The organism is Hugenholtzia roseola DSM 9546 (assembly GCF_000422585.1).
GTDB lineage: Bacteria > Bacteroidota > Bacteroidia > Cytophagales > Bernardetiaceae > Hugenholtzia > Hugenholtzia roseola.
In genome coordinates this window covers 15,629-34,840 of the sequence record NZ_AUGI01000055.1, presented here as the reverse complement: position 1 = coordinate 34,840, position 19,212 = coordinate 15,629, and the positions used below count along the sequence as shown (strand labels likewise).

The following is a 19,212-nucleotide window of genomic DNA, read 5'->3' as shown; positions in this document are numbered from 1 at the left end:
TACAAACGGCGTTTTTAAGAACTTGAAAAGGGAGGGCTAAGAAAAGATAAAATCCGTAGCCTACATTTTTTAGAACTATGAAATAGCATAATAGGTGGAAAATAAGGATAACGATTTTAGGATTTTAAGATGACTCTTATCTAACTAATTGATACACCAAACGGATTTTTTGCGGCTTCTGATTCCATTCGGCACAATCTTGGCAGGCATACTGCGAATTTTCCTCCGCCCAAAGTACCATCTGCGATTCGTCGATGCTTTCTATTTGGAAGGTATTAAAAACGAGTTGCGTCTTGCGGTCGTATAAGACCAAAAGCCTGTTTTCTTCCTGAAATTCCCAAGAGAGGGCATAGTTGGCATTGAGGTCTTGAAACTCTTGCAGGAGGTTCGCTTCGTTTTGGCTATTCAAAACCAGCCTTTCTTTCATAGTGGCAGGATTCCAAGTTTCGGAATTTTCTACTTTGAAAGAAACCACTTGCCATTTCTTTTCGTGCCTACCTGTGAGTTTTTCTGCTACTTCTTTCTGACAAGTAACCTCTTCGGCATCTTTTTCAAAACAAGCCGTTTGCAGAAAAACAAGCGATAGCAGTGTTAAAAGTAGTGTCCAACGTCTCATTTTTTGATTGGTTTGGGTTGATTGTAGTACATTAAAACCGAATAAGAGCCGATTTTAATGACGTGAGTATGAAAAATACAATAGCTTTTGCAGGGGACTTGCCTTTTTGAACCATACAAAGTAAGCTGTGCAAAGCCTTTTAGATAGACCGATTTTTAGACGCTCCTAAGAAAAGAAAAACGACTTATTTAGAATAAATCTATGTTTCTTTAAGCGTGCTGCGAAGTTAGTCTTTTTTAACGTTACGCACAAGATTTGTAGAACGTTGCAGAAAAAGTAGGTGTAACTTTTCGGTGGAAACCGCAAGAGGTTCTCTTTTTTTTCGCGTTTTGATGTCTTTTTGGAGAGAAAAAGCCGCTCCTATCGCGTATTTTTTTACTATTTTCTCTTTGTATAACGCTAATTTTCTTACAATGTTTTTAGTCGGGCTTAAAAAAATACAATTTTTTGCAAATGAACCTTAAAAAAGACCGCTCTCTTGTCGAAGGCTTTGCACCTGCAAGAGAAAAACAACACCTTCACATAAAAAGCCGCTTTTGTGGAACTTTGTAGGGCAAGACATTGCCTTGCCCTAAGTTGGATTGAGATAAAATTTGCAGCAGTACCAAGCCATAACTTCGCGCTATTTTTGTGCGGATACAAGCAACGGCGAGGGTTATGAAAGCCGTTTATAGGTTTTTTTCTATCAAACTTTGCTGCGCCTTTTCCTTTTGGAGGCGTTTCATTTCGCGAATGGTAGGCTCTACTTCTTCCGCCGTAGGAAAATGATTAGGATAGTGAGCAGGGGAAAGTAGGTGCTTGTAGTAGCGCGGTAGCCAAACCAAAACGCGGCGTAAGTCGTTGATAACGGCTATGATGGCAGGGAAGATAACAAGGGTCATAATCGTACCAATACCCACGCCATAAGCTACCGAAATTGCCATCGGAATAAGAAATTGCGCTTGAAAACTTTTTTCTAAAATCAGCGGCGCAAGCCCTGCAATGGTCGTGATGCTGGTAAGCAAGATGGCTCTAAAACGCGCCAAACCTGCCAAATAAGCCGCATCTACTAAGGAATTGCCCTCGCGTAGATACGCATTAAACCTATCCACAAATACAACGGCATCATTGATAATAACGCCCGAAAGGGCTAAAATACCCCAAAAGCTAAGAAGCGAAATTTGGTGCGTAGGGTGAAAGAAATGCCCCAAGGCGGCACTGAAAAAACCAAGCGGCACTAAGACCCCTACTATCATCAAAGCCTGTGGCAGCGAGCGGAAGGTAAGCGTAACCAAGAGGATAATGATGAAAATGGCAATGGGCAAAGTAAAGATAAGCGAGGCTTGTGAGTCGCGGCTTCGCTGCTGCTGCCCGCCAAATTCGATGCGCAGAGAAGGATATTTTTGCTTCAAATCGCTCAAAATGGTGCTATTGAGCTGCTCGATGATGTCGGGGACAGAGGCTTTCAGGTCGGCAAGGTCGGCTTCGATGGCTACTTCTCTTGCGCCGTTGTAGTGGCGAATGTCTGTAATACCACGTTCTACCGAGTAGGTCGCAAGTTCGGTGAAAGGAAATTCCCTTCCATCGGCGGTCTTGATGCGCATATTTTCGAGCTGCCCTATCGTATTGCGGTTGTCTTCGGGATAACGCGCCCAAACACGAACCTCATCGATGCCCTTTTGCAGGCGTTGGATTTCTTCGCCAAAAAAGCCTTGTCGGATTTGGTTGGTAATATCGGCATGCGTCAAGCCCAAGAAATAGGCTTCGGGTTTTAGCTCTATTTGCAGCTCCCTGCGTCCAGCACGTAGGTTGTCGGCAATGTCTTTGAGGGCAGCATATTTTTCAAGCTCTGCCTTTACCTCCTCTTTGGCTTTATTAAGCACCGTAATATCCTTGCTCATCAAGCGGATAGAAACAGGTTTCCCAAAGCGGCTTGCGCCTCCTACGATAAACTTTTCGGCTTCGGGTACTTTGCCGATTTTTTCGCGCAAACGGTTGGCGATTTCTTCGCTTCTGATGGTGCGCCTATCCATCTCTTGTAGCGAAATGGAAAGGTGTCCTGCATGCGAACCTACCTCGCTACCATCGGAGGTTCTGCCAATGGTTAGGAAGATATGGCTAAAAAAGTCTTCTTCGTCTTTGTATTCTGCTTTGAGTTCCTGATTGAGTTCCCACGCGATTTTTTGGTACTTTTCCAAATAGGCTTGTACCTTTTCTTCGGGTGTGCCTGCTTTAAAGGCTAAATTGACTTGAAACTCATCGAAGGGAATGTTCGGGAAAAAGGTCGTCCGTATGAGTCCGCCATTTATCATACCCAAGACTATCATCGCAAAGACAATCGGCAGAGCCGCCGTTAGGTATTTGTATTGGAGAGCGGCTTGTAAAACGGGTGCGTAAATTTTGTAGCGCAAAAATTCGATGCTACCATTGAGGGCTTTGCGAAAACGGTTTTCTTTCTGATTCATTTCCATTTCAGAAATATGACCGGGTAGGATAAAAAAGGCTTCTACCAGCGAAACCGCCAAACAGAGAATCACGACTAAAGCCATCTCTTGGAGAAAGTCGAAGCCCTCGATGCCAATGCCGATAGGCAAAAAGGCAACAATGGTAGTCAGGACAGAAGTAAAGACCGAAGGCATGACCTCAAAAGTGCCGTCTATCGCTGCCTGCGTTGGTGTTTTGCCTTTTTCTATGTGGGCATAGATGTTTTCACCGATTACAATTCCATCATCTACCAAAATCCCGACTACGAGTATCATACCAAAAAGCGAAATCATATTGATAGTCAGCCCCATCATAGCCGCCAAAATAAACATGCCCGCAAAGGAAATGGGAATCCCTACTGCTACCCAAAAAGAGAGGCGCACGCTTAAAAATAAGCCCAAACAGACCAAGACCAAGACCAAACCCACTACGCCATTTTCTATCAGCATGTTCAAACGCTGACTTAGGAGGCTAAAAAAGTCGAAGCTCATCACAAGCTCTACTTCTTTATTGGCAAGGTTGAATTTTTCAATGTACTGATTGCAATATTCCGATATTTTTTGGAGGTCTTCTTCGGGCAATTTGGCTATTTCAAAATAAACGGCTCTTTTGCCGTCCATAAAAAGGGCGTTGGGGTCGTCGGCAAATTGTTCTACGATAGTGGCGACATCGCGCAAATAGACCTTGCTGCCATCTGCATTGGCACGTAGGGTGATGCTACCAATTTCGTCGGGCGTTTTTCCTTTGGCACGCGAGCGCAACAAGATTTCTTCGTCTATGGTTTTGATAGCACCTGCCGAAATGTCGCGGTTATTGAGGCGGACGGCACTCACAATCTGGTCGAAGCGCAAATTATAGCGAAGCAGCGTCGCTTCATCTACTTCTATCGAGATTTCGCGCACAGGGTAGCCTGTGATATTGACCTGTGAGATGTCGTTTGAGTTGAGCAAATCGTCTTCTATATTTTCGGCAAATTTCTTCAAAGTTGCCAAATCTACATCACCTCTCAAAGCCATATTCACCCCCCTACTGCGCGGGCGGATTTTGGCTACTATCGGACGCTCGGCAGTGGCAGGAAAAGAGCTAATGCCATCTACGGCGTTCTTGACATCGGCTAAGGCTTTATCGGCATCTGTGCCTCTTAGGAGCTGAACGGTAATGTTGGCAAAATTTTCAGACGAATTAGACGTAATTTCCTTGATGCCCTCGATGCCTTTGAGCGATTGCTCTATTTTGGTCGTAACCCCTTCTTCTATCTCTTCGGGCGCAGCCCCCGGCATGGCAACGGTGATATTGATAGTAGTGGGGTCTATTTCGGGAAAAAAGGAACGTTTGATAACGAAAAAATAACATATCAAGCCAAAAGTGAGCATCGTTACGATGATGGCGTTGCCCCAGATGGGGTATTTGACAAAATAAGCCACTAACTTTCTCATATTTTTACGGATTATCTTTTACAGATTAGTTTTTACAGACTGTTTTTTGTATCTCATCTTTTTGCAGGAAAAGGATAATTTCAAAAGACATAGCACCACAAAAGAAAGAGCCGCTTCTTATTGGGCAGACTGAACGGCACTTGTTGTGCCTTGCGCTTTCTTTTCAGGATTTTGGGCTTCGATTTTGCTCACGCGCATGTTATCGAAGGCATTGATAAGTGGCTCGATTACCAAATCGCTATTGGGAGCAAGACCTGAAATAACGGCGGTTTCGGGATTGAGTTTATGAATCTGAACAGTCTGATTTTTCAAGACCGAATCTTGCCAAACGATATAAACCTGATTTTCATTGAAAAGAGCGCGGCGCGGAATTTCTATCGCCTCTTCTACCTTTGCGCCCTGCATTTTGGCACGCAAATACATGCCGTCGTAGATGCTTTCTTTGTTGTTGGTAATGGCTACAAAGGCATCTAAGGACTGTGTGGCAGGATTGACAATTTCGCTAATTCTGACGATTTTCCCTTGCCATTCTTTTTGTCTATCTTCCGAAGAAACGGCAACGGTTGTTCCTAATTTTATCCAATTCACGTCGCTTACTTCTATCGGAACGCGCAATTCTAACTCGTCGGAACGGAGCAAGCGCACCACTTTCGCCCCCGGATTGGCACTCGACCCTGCCTGCATATAGACCTCGCTGATAATGGCATCAAAGGGTGCGGCGACAGCATATTTTTCCAACTGCGCCTCTTGGCTCTTGATGTTGTAATAACTGCTATTGATACCTTTGGCGGCGATAAAGGTTTTTTCCTTGTTGTTTTTCGCCTGCGGCGGTTCGGGCAGCGGTTTTTCCACAGAAAGGTTCTGAAAATAGCTCTGCCAAGCCTCAAAACTCTCATTGTAATCGATTTTCAAATCGGGTAGCATAAGGGCAATATCGCGAATAAAGTTGCTTTTTTGGGCTTGTAGGCTCAAAAGTGCCTCTTGTTTGTTGATGCTAAAAAGTAGCTGCCCTGCCCGCACTTTCTGACCCACTTGCAGGGGAATGCTGCCTGCTAAAAGCCTACCCGAAACTTCGGCTACCACATCGACGGGTTTGGCAGATTCCACTCGTCCGTAAGTAACTATTTGCGTCTGTACCTCGGCAGGGCTAACCTTGCGCGTCTGGACAAAGATTTTGGCAGCGACAGGCTTGCGCTGCTCCTGTGGTTTTTTTAGTCCTCCTAAGTAGTTCATAAGGGCATAACCTCCTCCCACAAGTACGACAAGACTGAGGGAAACGATAAGTCCTTTCCGAAGATTATCATTGTTTATCATTGTATCAAAACAGTAGTAGTGGCAAAAGTAGTATTAGTAGTGGCAAAAGCGAAAGGGTGAGCCTCCTTTTGCAGCCTTATTAGTTTTGAAAGCGACTGCTTTCTTACAAGTTTGAAACCTGCATTTGCAGCTATGTCCTCTCTTTACAACAAGGGGCTACAAAATTAGTTTTTAAAAAAGATAGTTGTAGCTACATGGGTCTTTTTTTAATAAAGTTTAACGCCACAAGGTGAGAGGTGTGGATAAAAAAATGTATTATTGCAAGGGAATTAACCTATTACGACCTATGGTACAGTTTGAACTTGAAAATTTGAGTGTGCTTGAGAAAGCAGAGATAGAGATAGGTAACCTTACCTTGATTTGTGGCAAAAATAATACAGGAAAAACCTATCTGACTTATGCGATATGGGGTTTATTGCAGAAAGGCATTGATTGGCTCAAGGGAGATGAGCCAATAAGTTCAGCCGATTTAGCGGAGTTTTTACGACCCACAGCCTATCAGAAGTTCCAGAAACCCTTTGAGGAAGATATGCCGCCAATTTCTTTAAGAATTGGCATAGAAGAGATTGATATACAGAAATTTTTAGATAAACTTGCGGCTCAATATAAAAACTATATACCTGTCATCTTTGCATCTGAGCCTGACTTCTTCTCGCAGACTCATCTGAAAATCAAGTACAAAGAACCAGAGGATGGCTTGATTTTTCAAAATTCTGACCTACGCATTTTTAAAAAGGCAGGCTTGTATGAGTTTGTATTCCTAACAACGCGCCTTTCGCCAGCTTGGGGACTTTATTTCTTATTCAGTAGTTTTCTGCCCCACAAAAATACGACTTTCTTACTGCCTGCTCAAAGAGACAGTATAGAACTCTTCTACAAAGCTCTTGACGAACACAACGCCTATTTACTACAAAAGTTACAATATACGAAGGACTTAAAACTCTTGGAAAATAAGCCCAGATATCCCCTGCCAATAGAAAAACTTATATCTTTTGCACGCAATCTGACAAATAATATTATACTAAACAGTAGCTTTTTAGTTGATAAAAATACACAAAACGAAAATGAAATTTTAACAGAAATAGAAAATATTTTAGAAGTTAAGTATGAAATATTAAGAGATGAAGTTTGGATAAAAGAGTTATTATCCAAGCAAAAAATGCCTTCTTATTTAGCATCTACTTCGGTACGCTCGTTGCAGCACCTTTATTTTTGGCTCAGGCATCAAGCGCAAAAGGATAGTCTTTTGTTTATAGACGAACCAGAATTGAACTTACACCCTGCTAATCAGGTTCGAATGGCACGCCTTTTTGTTAAGATGGTTAGATTAGGTATAAAAGTTTGGATAACAACACATAGCGATTATTTAGTAAAAGAAATAAATAATTGTCTTATGTTATCTAAAATAAAGGAAAGCCAGAGATTTGAAATCCTAAAAAAAATGGGATATTCTGAAAATGATGTCCTATATGAACAAGAAATTAAGGCTTATCTCACTTATACAGAAGCGGAAAAAAAAGGAACGCTCGTTCCTGTATCTTTCAACGAGTATGGCATGCTCATGACAACCTTCGACGCTGAAGCTGACAAAATAAATCATATAGCAAACTATTTAGCAGATGCTATCGATGATATAAATTATCCTGAAATAAACTTACCTTCTTTATGAAAAAAGCCATAGAAGAGATACAAAATCTTATCAACAAAGAACTACTTTTGAGAAAATGTGAAATACAAACCTCTTTTTTCCAAGTCAAGGAAAAACAGAAAGACGCTTTGCTCAAACAAATTACTTTTCAAGAAACACCAAGTGAGATATTGGTCTTTACGCTTGACGATGGAGAACTACGCAATCAATTTTTGAATAAAAGTTCTGATATAGGAAATAAAGCTTCTGACTTTGTTGTAATAGTAGAATCAAAAAATAAAATAGATATTCATTGTTGCGAAATAAAATCTTTTAATCCAAGTCCTAATGACTATGAGTTTCAACTAAAAAGCAGTTTTCTTTTTATAGAATATCTTATTAATTTGCTACGTTCATTACGCCATTTAGATATTGAAGTAGGTAAAGAGAGGTATTACTTATTTTATCTATATGAGCCTAAGGCACGTAACGTCATCAAGAGCAATCCTATATATCGGAATCAGTTTGAAATTCGTACAGATAAAATGACTTTTTTTACAAGTGATTACATTAAAAAATATGCTTTTAAAGGTGATAGGAAAAAAACTTTGAATCCAGTTGTCGATTTTCAAAGTATTTTTAACGCCTAAAAAAAACTACCTCTTGTAAAAAATGTAATCTGTAATAGGGGTTTTTATGCCACTATTTTTTAATTCTGTCGTGATTTGGGCGCGGTGGTGCGTTGTGTGGTTGATGATGTGAAAGAAAATCTCCTGCACGCTATTGGAAAAAGGCTCACTTTTGCTATTTTGATAGGAAATAATTTGGTTTAAATCAAAGGTATCGAGAATAAGTAAAGAGTGGGTATAATTGGCGCGGTCTATGGCGGCGAAGTCTGTCATTGCTTGCGGCTGCCACACCCCAAAGATTGTTTCTTGTGGTAAGATGCGGTTGTTCCAAACCTGATGTGCATTTAGCAGATGGCTCTGCAAAAGGTGGGCTTTTTGAGAAATAAGTGCTTGATTTTCTGCCAAAAGAGCCGAAAAAGCCTGATTGAAATGATGGCTATAAGTCAGCAGGTCTTGAAATAAGTCTTTCATAAAGATACTTTTTAATGATTTGTAAAATAATTTTGAATCTGTTTGCACGATTTAAAAATAAAAAAAGACATAGCGAATTTTTTTCCACTATGCCTTTATCTCAAATTTCAAAGAAGGGAAAGTGGCAAAATCTTACAACAACTTATTCAGAAGTCCCACAATTTCAGAAGAAGAAGGGCGCGGCGCGTCAGCATTGACAATCTTGCCCGACTTATCAACTATCATATAACGCGGAATCCCCATCACGTTGTAGGTTTGGGCTACTGCTGAAAGTTGTTCAGGTTTTGGATAAAAATGATACCCATTGATGTCCATTTGCTTGATGCCATTTTTCCAAGCATCGCCTGTTCTATCGAAGGAGATGTAGAGAAACGCAACTTCTTTGCCCTCGAACTGCCCATGCAAAGTCTTGGCATACGGCATTTGCTGGCGGCAGGGCGGACACCAACTTGCCCAGAAATCGACATAAACTACCTTCCCCTTCAAAGAGGCTAAAGCCTGCTCGAAGGTGCGAGGCGTGCCATCTTCGTTGGTATCGCTGATAAAGATTTTGTGGTCGTCATCTTTTGGGGCTGCCTGCTCTGTGGCGGCTGTTTGCGTCGTGGTAGAAGCGATAGAAGCGGTGGCTTCTTCTTTGGTAGGCTGATTTTCTCCGCTGCTGACAGTGTTATTTTTTTTATCCGAGGAGGCGCAGGCGGTAGCGAGCAAACCTACTACAAACAAAAGGGATAATATGGAGGTGATTTGTTTCAACATTTGTAGGTATAACTAAGGTGAATGAAAAGAAAAGACCAAGCAAAGATACTGATTTTGCGGCATTTTTGTTGTCGCTAAGGTATGAAAAAAGATTGATAAGTAGGAAAACAAGGCTTTTTTCACTTTTTTTAGCGTATTTTGGGCTTCGAAAGCCTGCCTTAAAAAGTAGCTGCCCGTAGTGCCTTGAAACCTGCTCAAAATTGATACCCAAAAAAATCCCCTTTCTTTCTATTCTGCCCTTATGTTTCTTTTTATGAATTTTTATCTTACGCGGTCTTTTTTCAGTGCCAAAAACGCCGCGACAATCTGCAAAACCTATTCTTATTTTTGTCTATTTCTGATACTATTTTCTTTTTTTTCGGAAAAAAATAGCCTACTTTTTGCCCAAACGCCCACACTTTTGCAAGGCAGAATCCGCTTCCTCGAAGATAAGGTCGCTCAAAAGCAGGCACTTTCCACGCCGACTAAAAAAGAAGCCAAAGAGCCTATCGGCTATCTGGTCTATAACCCTGACGCGCCTTTTGCCGAAGCCGTCCAAATTCCTTTTTATCTCGACTCGCTTTCCGAATTTAAAATCAAGTTTCGCCTACGACAGCCGCTTTTCGCCCGTTTCTATTGGCAGGGAAAGCCGCTCAAACTCTTTATTCACCCTGGCGATAGCCTCTGGATAGACCTACAAGGCGATAGTTCGCTGCGTTATAGCCTGCGTTTCGAGGGTTTGGGTGCGAAAGAAAACCGTTATTTACAAGAATTTGAGCAGAAGTTTGCAGGTGAAAATCAAAGCCTCTATCCCACTAAGTATCAACAACTTGCGCCTAAACAGTTTAGACAATATGTAGATAAAAAGCGCAAAGAGCAGCAGCGTTTTTTAAATACTTACGAAAAAAACAACCCCATTTCTACCTCTTTTGCCCTCTACGCAACGGCAGAAATAGACTACCTTTGGGCAAATGAGTTGTTTCATTTTCCTTATTTTCATGCCCTTCTAAACGAAAAAAATCCCGTATTGCCCGATAGCCTTTATTATCTCTTCTTGGAAGAGATTGCATTAGAAAGTCCGCAAATTTTGTATTCTGATAGCTATTTGTATTTTCTAAAAAATTTCTTGCATTGGGAATATCTGAAAGCGTACCCCATTTTTTATGCACCCAAGACGCAATTTTACTACCGTTTTTTATTGCAGCAGGCAGAAGCCAAAATCAAAAATCAGCAGGTGCGTCTTTTTTTGCAAAGTAGCCTTTTAGCCGAAGCCATTCGCAATGGCTTTTCCAAGTCTTTATCTGCCGAGATTGCACTTTTTTTACAAAAAAATGAACATCACGAATATGGAAAAGATTTAAAAGAATTTTACCAAAAACAGAACCGTTTGAAGGTAGGAAGTGCTGCCCCCGATTTTTCCCTTTTCGATATCCAAAGTAGGCGTTATACCTTAGAAAATTTTAAGCAGAAGGCTGTTTATCTCTATTTTTGGTCGTATGGCTGCACAAGCTGTCGCGCCGAACTTTATGCGTTGCGGCGTTTGCAGGAAGAATTTGAAAAAGATGAGATTGTTTTTGTCAGTGTTTTTTTAAATGAAAATCAAAGCATTTGGCAAAAACTTATTGCGCCTATCGAATGGAAAGGTTTGCATTTGCGCACAGCCGAACCCTTCGATTTGGTGGTGCGTGCCTATAATCTTGCGCATACCCCTACGGCGGTTTTATTAGACAAAAACCACAAACTTGTCTATCAGCGCATGCGCACGCCTGCCCAAGAAGGCGTAAAACAGGATATAGAACATCTTTTGCTTAAAAAATAGCTCTTTTTTTCTTTTAAATAAGTCCTAAAATCCATAAAATCGCTTCTTCTTCGCCTTCAAAATATTGGAATTGAAAATGCTCATCTTGCCTTTTGAAGGAGGCTACCAAAATCTTGCTCACCGCGCCTGCAAAGAAAGATTTGGGCGAAATCACTGCCCCTTTGCAGCCTTTCCCCAAAGCCTGAATGATTTTGGGATAGAAGCGCGAGGCTGTCCAGGCGCGTGCCAAAGGGTCGATGGAGAGCAACTCTCGCGAATTGATAAGCACGTTTTTGCATTTATGGGCAATCATAATCTCGCCTGCCTTTTCGTAGGTAGCTTGAAAGTCCTCTCGCGAAACGACTCCTTTCCATTTGAGGTAAATTGCCTTTTGTTCAGGCACGTCCTCGTGGGGCGTTGTTCTTAGAATCGCAACCGTTGCCCAATCGGTTTCAAAGGCAATTTCTTTGTGGTAGTTTGTATCGCTCATGCGCTTTCGAATAACATTTGAAGATACGGACAAGATACAAAAAATACGCAACAGAAAAAAATGTTGCCAAAATATTGAGAAAAGGTCGAGAAAAGGTCGAAAAAAAGCCAAACTTTTTTGGCTATTCTCTGTCCATGCAAGTGCTTTGATACGGACGCTCTGCCGCTTGGTAGCCCATCTGACGCGCCTTTGCCCAATAAAAACAGGCTTGGTCGTGATTCATTTGATGCTCATAGAAATAAAAGCCCTTGTAATAGTAGAGCGCAGGCTCTGGTGTCGGGAGTTTTTCTATTTGTAGAAATAAAGGGAGCATTTCTTCGTATTTCTTTTGTTTTAAAAGCGATACTAATTTGCCAATAAGGGGGGCAGGGTCGTCTTTTGCCTTTGAAATGGCGCGTTCGTAATAATGTTGCGCCTTTTCGTATTCGTGTAATTTTTGCAGGTACAAATCGGCAAGTGTGAGCAGAAGTTCCACTTTGTTTGGGGCATGTCTGATGGCAAAGTCGTAATTGGTGGCGGCATCTTTAAAAAGGCGAAGTTGGACATAACAAAATGCCCTTTCTTGATAATAGACCGATTTTTGGCTGCTGTTTTCACTATGCGCAATGGCGCGTGTGTAGTATGCGATAGCATTTTTGTAGTCTTTGTAGTGTTGCTGCAAAATAAGCGCGAATAAATAGTCTGCTTCTGCGTTATCTTCCAAATAATAATTGGCATCACTAATACATTTGACTGCCTCCAAAGGGTCTTGCTTTTCGTAATACCAGTAGCGAGCCTGTGTCAGTTTGTGCTGCGAAGCCCAACGTGGAATATAGTGATGCAAAAACCAAGAGAGTCCGAAAATAAAGATAAAGCCAAGCAGGGTATAGAGCGAGGCTTTCCGTTCCCACTTTCTTTCCTGTGGGCTACTCTGCGCGGAATCCTGATTTTGATAGGCTTGTGTGGGACGCGCTTGCGCCTTTTGGTAATCGGCAAGGGCTTGTTGGGCTTTTAGATTTTGCACAAAAGCCAACAATTCCATATCGTACATACCTTTTCGGAAAGGGTCTGATAGGGTTTGATAGGCTTCATTGATAAGTTTGAACTGTGCCTCTGCGTCAGGGTTTTCTGGATTGCGGTCGGGGTGATAACTTTTTGCCAAACGCTTGAAGGCGGCTTTGATTTCTTCGGCGTTGGCATTAAAATTAAGTCCGAGTAAGGCATAATAGTTTAACATTGTAGATTTTAAGTTTGCTTTTTTATTTTTTTGAAAAAATGAAGTGTTTTTTCGCAGGGGGCGGCTTTGCAGGGCAGTAACGTTAAATTCTAAAAATCAGGTTCGAATGTAGGGACAAGGCATTGCCTTGTCCGAAGTGAGATTGAAATAAAATAGGGTTTTCAGACCCAAAAATGGGTTCAGTCCAAATTTTATTTTGTGTCAAATTTGACAAAACAAGATTTTTTACAGAACTTAACATCACTGCGCCCCTATATGGCGGGTCTTTGATTTGGTATCATTTTTTTTCATTTATGCAAAAAAATGATTTGTATTTTGAACCCTCCCCTATGAGGGGAGGGCAGGGTGGGGGTTCAGGCGGTTTGCGGCAGGCACAAAACCCCATTTTTTGACCTTCTGTCCGTTGCAACAACGCCAAAGTCTATCTCACTTTGCTTTTTTCTTATACTTTTTTTGAGATAGCTAAGTTTGGTCTTTATCCATTTTTTTGCACAAAAATACATTTTTTCATAGAAAAGGCAATCGCGCTTTTTGCGTTTTTGCGGCTGCCCCACAAGTTGTGTAGGCATCGTAATAAAATCAAAATTATGACTACCTATTGAAAAGCGGTGAGGCTACCCTCATTTTACCACAAAAAAAACTTTCTTTTCCTCTTTTTTATTTTCAAAGAACAAAACTTATTTCCTTCTATGGCAAACTCCCCTAAAAAGAACAATAAAAAACTTTATTATGCGCTTGGTGTGATAGTGCTTTTGATAGTTTTGGCGGTGGTCGCGCGTAAAAGCGGGGTCATCAAGACCGAAGAGGGTGTAGAGGTTACTTTCGCAACTGCCAAAAAAGCCGACATCATCGAGCGTGTCAGTGCATCAGGGAAAATCCAGCCCGAAATGGAGATTAAAATTTCACCCGACGTACCCGGAGAGATTATAGAGTTAGCCATTCAGGAAGGCGATTCGGTAAAACAAGGCGATTTTTTACTAAAAATTCGTCCTGATAATTACGTCAATGTAGTAGAGCGAGCGCGAGCCGCCCTCAATAGCCAAAGGGCAAACGTGTCGCAGGCAAATGCCCGTTTGGAGCAAACTAAGGCGCAGTATTTGCGTGCGAAGGCAGAATTTGCCCGCAGCGAGGGACTTTTCAAAGAAAAAGTCATTTCCGAGCAAGAATTTCAAACCGCCAAGACTAATTTTGAAGTAGCGCAAGCCGATATAAGGGCTGCCGAAGAGTCGGTAGAAGCGGCACGCTACACCGTACAGAGTGCAGAAGCTACTGTAAGCGAAGCCCAAACGAACCTTTCTTTTACTTCACTTTTCGCGCCTAAAAGTGGTATTGTTTCGGCTCTTTTGGTAGAAAAGGGCGAGCGCGTAGTTGGAACGGCGCAAATGGCAGGTACTGAACTGCTCCGCATTGCCGAGATGCAAAACATGGAAGTGCGCGTAAAAGTAAATGAAAACAGTGTGGTGCGCATCACTTCGGGCGATACCGCCATCATCGAAATTGATGCCTACCCCGATACAAAGTTTAGGGGCGTTGTTACTTCTATTGGCAATAGTGCCATCAATAATAGCCTCAATGCGGCGGCTTCGGTAGATGGCGTTACCGAATTTGAGGTGCGCGTCAAGGTTTTAGCCGAATCTTACCAACATTTGGTTACGGAAAAAAATCGCTACCCCTTGCGCCCTGGTATGTCGGCAAGTGTGGAAATCATTACCGAGCGCAAAAATAATATCCTAACTGTGCCTATTTCGGCAGTTACGGCGCGTCTGCCGAAGGAAAAAGAGGAGGCTTTGCAAAACAAAAAAGACCCTGCCGCCGAAAAAACACGCACCGACGACTTATTAGAAGTTGTTTTTGTGAAAAATGAGGATAATACCGTTAAGATGGTCGAGGTCAAGACGGGCATCAATGATTTTGACAACATCGAAATCCTTTCAGGCTTAGAAGAAGGGCAGACCATCATTGCAGGACCTTACAACACCGTTTCGAAGCTGCTCAAAGACAAAGACCGCGTCCGCGAAATGGAAAAAGGCGACAATAAGCAAAAGCCTTGGGAAAAATAGGGAGCGCAGGATTGGCGTTTAGTTGTTGCAAAAACTAACAGTTTTCAAAAACTGTTAGTTTTTGATTTTTATTTTTTAGGATTTATTTTGCTAATATAACTGTTTCATTTATTTTAATTATTAAAATGAAATACAAAAACGAAGATAAAACGCTTCTTATTCTCGATTTAGATGAAACACTTATCCATGCAAGTCGAGAAGAGATAGGCATTACTGCTGATTTCTTGCTTGGCGACTATCAAGTCTACAAAAGACCTTATCTGGAAATTTTCTTAGCTACTATACAACCACATTTCGAGGTAGCTGTATGGTCGTCTGCTTCCGACGATTATGTAGAACAAATGGTTGAGCGTGTTTTTCCTGCTAATTTTCCACTCTCTTTTGTCTGGGGCAGAAGTCGCTGTACTACCAAATACAGATTCTATCACGACGCTTATTTTAAAAATAATAAAGAAAACGATTACTATTATCAAATTAAAAATTTAAAAAAAGTAAAAAAACAAGGTTACAATCTTGATAGGGTTTTAATAGTAGATGACACTCCTGAAAAGGTGAAGCAAAATTTTGGCAACGCCATCTACCCTACGCCTTATGTAGGAAATTTTGATGATAACGAATTAAATTTATTACAATTTTATCTTCTATTTCTAAAAGATAAAATTTGTGTTAGAAACATAGAAAAAAGAAATTGGCAGTTATTTACTAAAAACTTCTTGATAAATAATCAATAAAATAGTTTTTTATCTCCTTACTTTTTAGGATTCAAAACCTCCGCCAACATGCACCTAACACTGCCGCCACCTATTCTTTCTATTGTCGGAATGGCAGCCACAATAAAATCGCCTTCCTGCGCCAAAGTTGCTTTTTGTGTTTCCTGCAAAGCCTCAAAAGCAGTTTGAGAAAGCACCCAAAAGTGTTTTCCTTTTTTGTTTTTTAAAAATAGTAAATTTCCTGCAAAGGCTTGCTTTTGGGCAAAGGAAATAGGTAGAACCTGCTTTCCTGTATCGGCAAGGGTTTCTAAAAGTTGCGTCTTTTCTGCTCCTTCGGGAATTGCCTCTAAACAAATGACTGCCACTTTCGGACTCAAAGCCATCAGGACGTTGGTATGATAGACCCTATTTTCCGAATTTGGCTCTACAAAGGCATCAAAAAGAATGGGTTTGTAGTTAAAATCTTTACAGAAATGCAGCAAAGGGGCTTCCTGCGTGCGCTCGGAACGTGCCGCATAGACGACTCGATTTTGGCGGTCGATGAGAAGGCTGCCTGTTCCTTCTAAAAATTGATTTTCATTTTCATAACTTGTATAGTCAAAAATATTTTGATAGAAAAAATTATTTTCCTCTAAAATATCTAACACTACTTGCAAACGCCTTTCCAAACGGCGATTAGGGGCAGCCATCGGAAAGAGCGAAATTTTGCCGCAACGGTGAAAAACAATCCAATTATTGGGAAAGAGCGCGTCAGGGGTTTCGGGCAAGTCGTCGTAGCGAAGCACCTCGATTTGCGCCTCTTTGAGTTGCTGACAAAAAAGGTCGGCTTCGGCTAAGGCTTTTTGAGCAATTTCGGTAGCCGCCTCGTCTGGTTTTTGTTGGTAGTGATTGCTTTCTGCCGTTTGCGCATTGTACCCAAAATGCAGGGGTCTGACCATCAAGACCGTATCGGCTACAAAGTTTTCGTTTTTAGGAAAAAAAGAAGTTTTCATTTTTGTATAATTTTATGTTTTCAAGATTAAAACATCAAACCCAAAACAAGGTACTCAAAAAAATGAACCCAAATGCTTAGGAAGCCTTTTTTATCGTTTCAATAGGTGGGCGCAAAGCTACGCGCCAAGCATTGAGGTTGATGATGAGCAAAGAGAGAAAGGCAATGAGTATCGCCGTAAAAAGATAAAAGAGATAACTTTGTTCGATGTGGTAAGCAAAAGAAGTAAGCCAATTTTCTAAAATGAAAAATGAACTAAGCGTTCCCAAGAGCAAACTAAGCCCAATGACTTTGAAAAAATCGCTATTTAGCCAAATCAATATTTCAATAAAAGTTGCACCTAAGGCATACTGAATGGCAATATTTCGTTTTTGCTGCTCGCTAATATAAGCTGCCAGCCCAAACAAGCCCAATCCTGAAAGGAAAAGGGAAAGGGGCGCAAAAATCTTGGAAACGCTCACCAATCGCTCCTCCTGCTGATAGAGTTTTTCCAGACTGTATGAAAGGGAGGTAAAGCGCAGGGTTTCGGATAGATACCGCCGCCTAATTTTGCTAATATTGAGCAAAGCCTCGCTTTCTTTATTGGGGTCTATCCGAATGAAAAGATATTTCATAGACCGAAAACGTCCATTTTCGGAAAGTAGGTCTAAAACGAAGGGCTGCACCTGACTGTGTAAAGAAGCGAAGTGGAAATTTTCTACCACCCCCACGATACGCTCCTGCCCGCGCAAGCTCGAAAAACTTTTGCCTATCGCCGCCTCTGGCGACTGCCACCCCAGATGTGCCACCATTGCCTCATTGACGATAACGGCTGTGGTATCGTCGTGAGAAACAGGCACTAAAAAACGCCCTAAGCTATCGAGTGCCTTAAAAGAGCGCGTAGTGTAGCGATTCTCTCTATCAAAACTCCGCCCTGCCACAACTTTGATGTTGAAAGTTTCTATAAAATCGGGACGCACCGCCAAGGACGGGAAAAAGATAAAATTAGAATCGCTATCTTGTTGTATATCAGAAAAATAGCTCGCTTTGTAGGCACGTGTTTGATGCGCACTTCCCAAAATTTCCTCTGCCGTTGTGATATACTCGATGCCCTCCTCACTCAAAAGAGCCTCTTTGAAGGCTTCATATTGCAGTGCCAAATTGGTATGGGCGATAGGGATGACGATAATATTTTTGGTTTCAAAACCCAAACTTTTATTTTGTAAAAAAGTAAGTTGTTGATAGGTCGTAAGGGTGCTAAGGGTCAGAAAGAAAGAAATCGTAAGTTGCATCACTACTAAGGCGTTTCTAAAAAAGCGGCTTCGCCTTTGGATAGAAACCGTCTTTTGCAAAAACCAATTCGGACGAAAAGAAGAAAAATAAATAGCAGGGTAGATACTCGATTCCAAGCCCAAGAGCAAGCCCGTTAGCAGGGCAATTTGTATCCAATTCGAGTTTTGCAGGTGGCGTGTTAGGGTTTGGTCGGCGTAGGTGTCGTTGCTTTTCAAAAAGGAATCAGAGGAAAGGAAAAAACCTTGTGTCGTAAAATAGAGTTCTAAAAGGGGTAAGAAAAGTTCTATTAAAATAAGTGCAAAAAAAGTAGCAATCAGAACGACAAAAAAAGTTTCACAAAAAAACTGCCCCATCAGGGTTGAGCGGCTTGCACCTAAGGCTTTTTGAATGGCGACATAGGGGGCGCGTTTGTAGGCTTTTGCCGTTGTGAGGTTCATAAAATTGATGCCTGCTAAGGCAAGCACCAAAAAGGCAATGCCAATAAAAATATAGACATAGCGAATGTCGCCATTGCCTACCATTTCGTAGTCGCGGTGTGAATGTAGGTGAATTTCCTCGATGGGCTGCCATTCTAATTCTACAAAGTTTTTTAAAATTTCGGGAAAGTGAGTCTTAATAAAATGCGACAAGTTGCCTTTGGGCAGCAAGGCTAAATCTTGTGGGCTATAGCCTTCGTGAAATTCTATATATGTCCAACAAGGATTCCAAATCCATTGATTGAGGTGGTTGTAGATAGGATATTGATACAAAGAGGAAAAGGAGGCAATCAAGTCGAGTTCTAAATGAGAAAGTGGCTGCTCGTCGGCTAAAACGCCTGTAATGGTAAGGGGGATGTCGCCTTGAAAGGAAATGGTTTTGCCTATGCAGTCGGGTGTCTCGAAATATTTGAGTGCCGTTTGATATGAAATCACAACCGAATTAGGCTTTGACAATAAATTACGGCGCAGATTGGGGTCTTGGGGTGCAAAGAGTGGCAGCTCGAAGAAGTCGAAAAAATTGCTATCGGCAAAGAAAAAGTGCCGTTCGTTGTAGCTCTGATTTTCTACAAAGAGGGTTGTGAAAGGGATTTGGTAATCGAAAAGGCGTACCGTTTGGCGTATTTGAGTAGGATAGGTCTGTGCCAATTTCTCCCCCAAAGGATAAGGCACTGTGGCGGCTCGCTCGCCGATTCCGTTGCGCTCGATGTTTTCTACAATGCGATAGATTTTTTTCTTGTGAAACGTATCGTATTGAAATTCGCGCCTCACAAGCACAAAAAGCACCGTAAAAAAGGCAATTCCTACCGAAAGTCCCAAGATATTGATAAAGGTATAAAACTTTTCGCGCCAAAGCCTTCGCCAAGAGATTTTGAAATAGTTTGCTTGCATGCCTAAGGCTGATTGTG

At 41.6% G+C, this 19,212-nt stretch carries 14 protein-coding genes; 5 read left to right on the top strand and 9 right to left on the bottom strand.

Annotation, left to right across the window (positions count from 1 at the left end; genetic code table 11):
- Positions 1-136: 136 nt before the first annotated feature.
- The 3 genes from G500_RS0106815 to G500_RS0106795 all read right to left on the bottom strand — a co-directional run bounded on the left by G500_RS0106815 (position 137) and on the right by G500_RS0106795 (position 5,829).
- Positions 137-616, bottom strand: a complete 480-nt coding sequence (locus G500_RS0106815) for a hypothetical protein (protein ID WP_027002033.1) — start codon at positions 614-616, stop codon at positions 137-139.
- Between the two features lie 668 nt (positions 617-1,284).
- Positions 1,285-4,515 (bottom strand): efflux RND transporter permease subunit, encoded by a 3,231-nt coding sequence (locus tag G500_RS22625; protein WP_035756519.1) that lies wholly within the window; start codon positions 4,513-4,515, stop codon positions 1,285-1,287.
- Between the two features lie 117 nt (positions 4,516-4,632).
- A complete protein-coding gene (locus G500_RS0106795) occupies positions 4,633-5,829 on the bottom strand; it encodes an efflux RND transporter periplasmic adaptor subunit (RefSeq protein ID WP_027002032.1) in 1,197 nt (398 codons plus the stop codon).
- Between the two features lie 286 nt (positions 5,830-6,115).
- Here G500_RS0106795 and G500_RS0106790 point away from each other — a divergent pair, with 286 nt between their 5' ends.
- Both G500_RS0106790 and G500_RS0106785 read left to right on the top strand, forming a co-directional pair.
- Entirely contained in the window at positions 6,116-7,498 is a 1,383-nt protein-coding gene (locus G500_RS0106790; protein ID WP_027002031.1) for an AAA family ATPase, read from the top strand.
- Entirely contained in the window at positions 7,495-8,106 is a 612-nt protein-coding gene (locus G500_RS0106785) for a hypothetical protein (RefSeq protein WP_027002030.1), read from the top strand. The genes G500_RS0106790 and G500_RS0106785 overlap by 4 nt, the downstream gene beginning before the upstream one ends.
- A 6-nt stretch (positions 8,107-8,112) precedes the next feature.
- Here G500_RS0106785 and G500_RS0106780 read toward each other — a convergent pair whose 3' ends face one another.
- Both G500_RS0106780 and G500_RS24880 read right to left on the bottom strand, forming a co-directional pair.
- Positions 8,113-8,556 carry a DinB family protein gene (locus G500_RS0106780; protein WP_027002029.1) on the bottom strand — a complete coding sequence of 148 codons (444 nt, stop codon included), beginning with the start codon at positions 8,554-8,556 and terminating at the stop codon, positions 8,113-8,115.
- Positions 8,557-8,688: 132 nt separating this feature from the next.
- Positions 8,689-9,312 carry a TlpA family protein disulfide reductase gene (locus G500_RS24880; RefSeq protein ID WP_086047839.1) on the bottom strand — a complete coding sequence of 208 codons (624 nt, stop codon included), beginning with the start codon at positions 9,310-9,312 and terminating at the stop codon, positions 8,689-8,691.
- A gap of 253 nt (positions 9,313-9,565) precedes the next feature.
- On the opposite strand from G500_RS24880, the gene G500_RS0106765 reads away from it, so the two are divergent.
- Complete coding sequence (locus G500_RS0106765) at positions 9,566-11,110, top strand: TlpA family protein disulfide reductase (RefSeq protein WP_161626094.1); 1,545 nt, start codon at positions 9,566-9,568, stop codon at positions 11,108-11,110.
- A 13-nt stretch (positions 11,111-11,123) separates the two neighbouring features.
- Here the strand turns inward: G500_RS0106765 and G500_RS0106760 are convergent, their stop codons facing one another.
- The gene (locus G500_RS0106760) at positions 11,124-11,579 is read right to left on the bottom strand and encodes a hypothetical protein (protein WP_154657054.1); all 456 of its coding nucleotides are present in this window, start codon (positions 11,577-11,579) and stop codon (positions 11,124-11,126) included.
- Between the two features lie 121 nt (positions 11,580-11,700).
- Positions 11,701-12,795, bottom strand: coding sequence for a DnaJ domain-containing protein (locus tag G500_RS24875; protein ID WP_027002024.1), 1,095 nt, complete (start codon positions 12,793-12,795; stop codon positions 11,701-11,703).
- A gap of 689 nt (positions 12,796-13,484) precedes the next feature.
- Here G500_RS24875 and G500_RS0106735 point away from each other — a divergent pair.
- On the top strand, positions 13,485-14,855 hold the full coding sequence (locus G500_RS0106735) for an efflux RND transporter periplasmic adaptor subunit (RefSeq protein ID WP_027002022.1): 1,371 nt from the start codon (positions 13,485-13,487) through the stop codon (positions 14,853-14,855).
- A 125-nt stretch (positions 14,856-14,980) separates the two neighbouring features.
- Complete coding sequence (locus tag G500_RS0106730) at positions 14,981-15,586, top strand: HAD family hydrolase (RefSeq protein ID WP_027002021.1); 606 nt, start codon at positions 14,981-14,983, stop codon at positions 15,584-15,586.
- 17 nt (positions 15,587-15,603) lie between these two features.
- On the opposite strand, the gene ctlX is transcribed toward G500_RS0106730, so the two are convergent.
- Positions 15,604-16,557, bottom strand: coding sequence for a citrulline utilization hydrolase CtlX (ctlX, locus tag G500_RS0106725; protein ID WP_051203342.1), 954 nt, complete (start codon positions 16,555-16,557; stop codon positions 15,604-15,606).
- Between the two features lie 76 nt (positions 16,558-16,633).
- On the bottom strand, positions 16,634-19,195 hold the full coding sequence (locus tag G500_RS0106720; protein WP_027002019.1) for an ABC transporter permease: 2,562 nt from the start codon (positions 19,193-19,195) through the stop codon (positions 16,634-16,636).
- Positions 19,196-19,212: the final 17 nt, after the last annotated feature.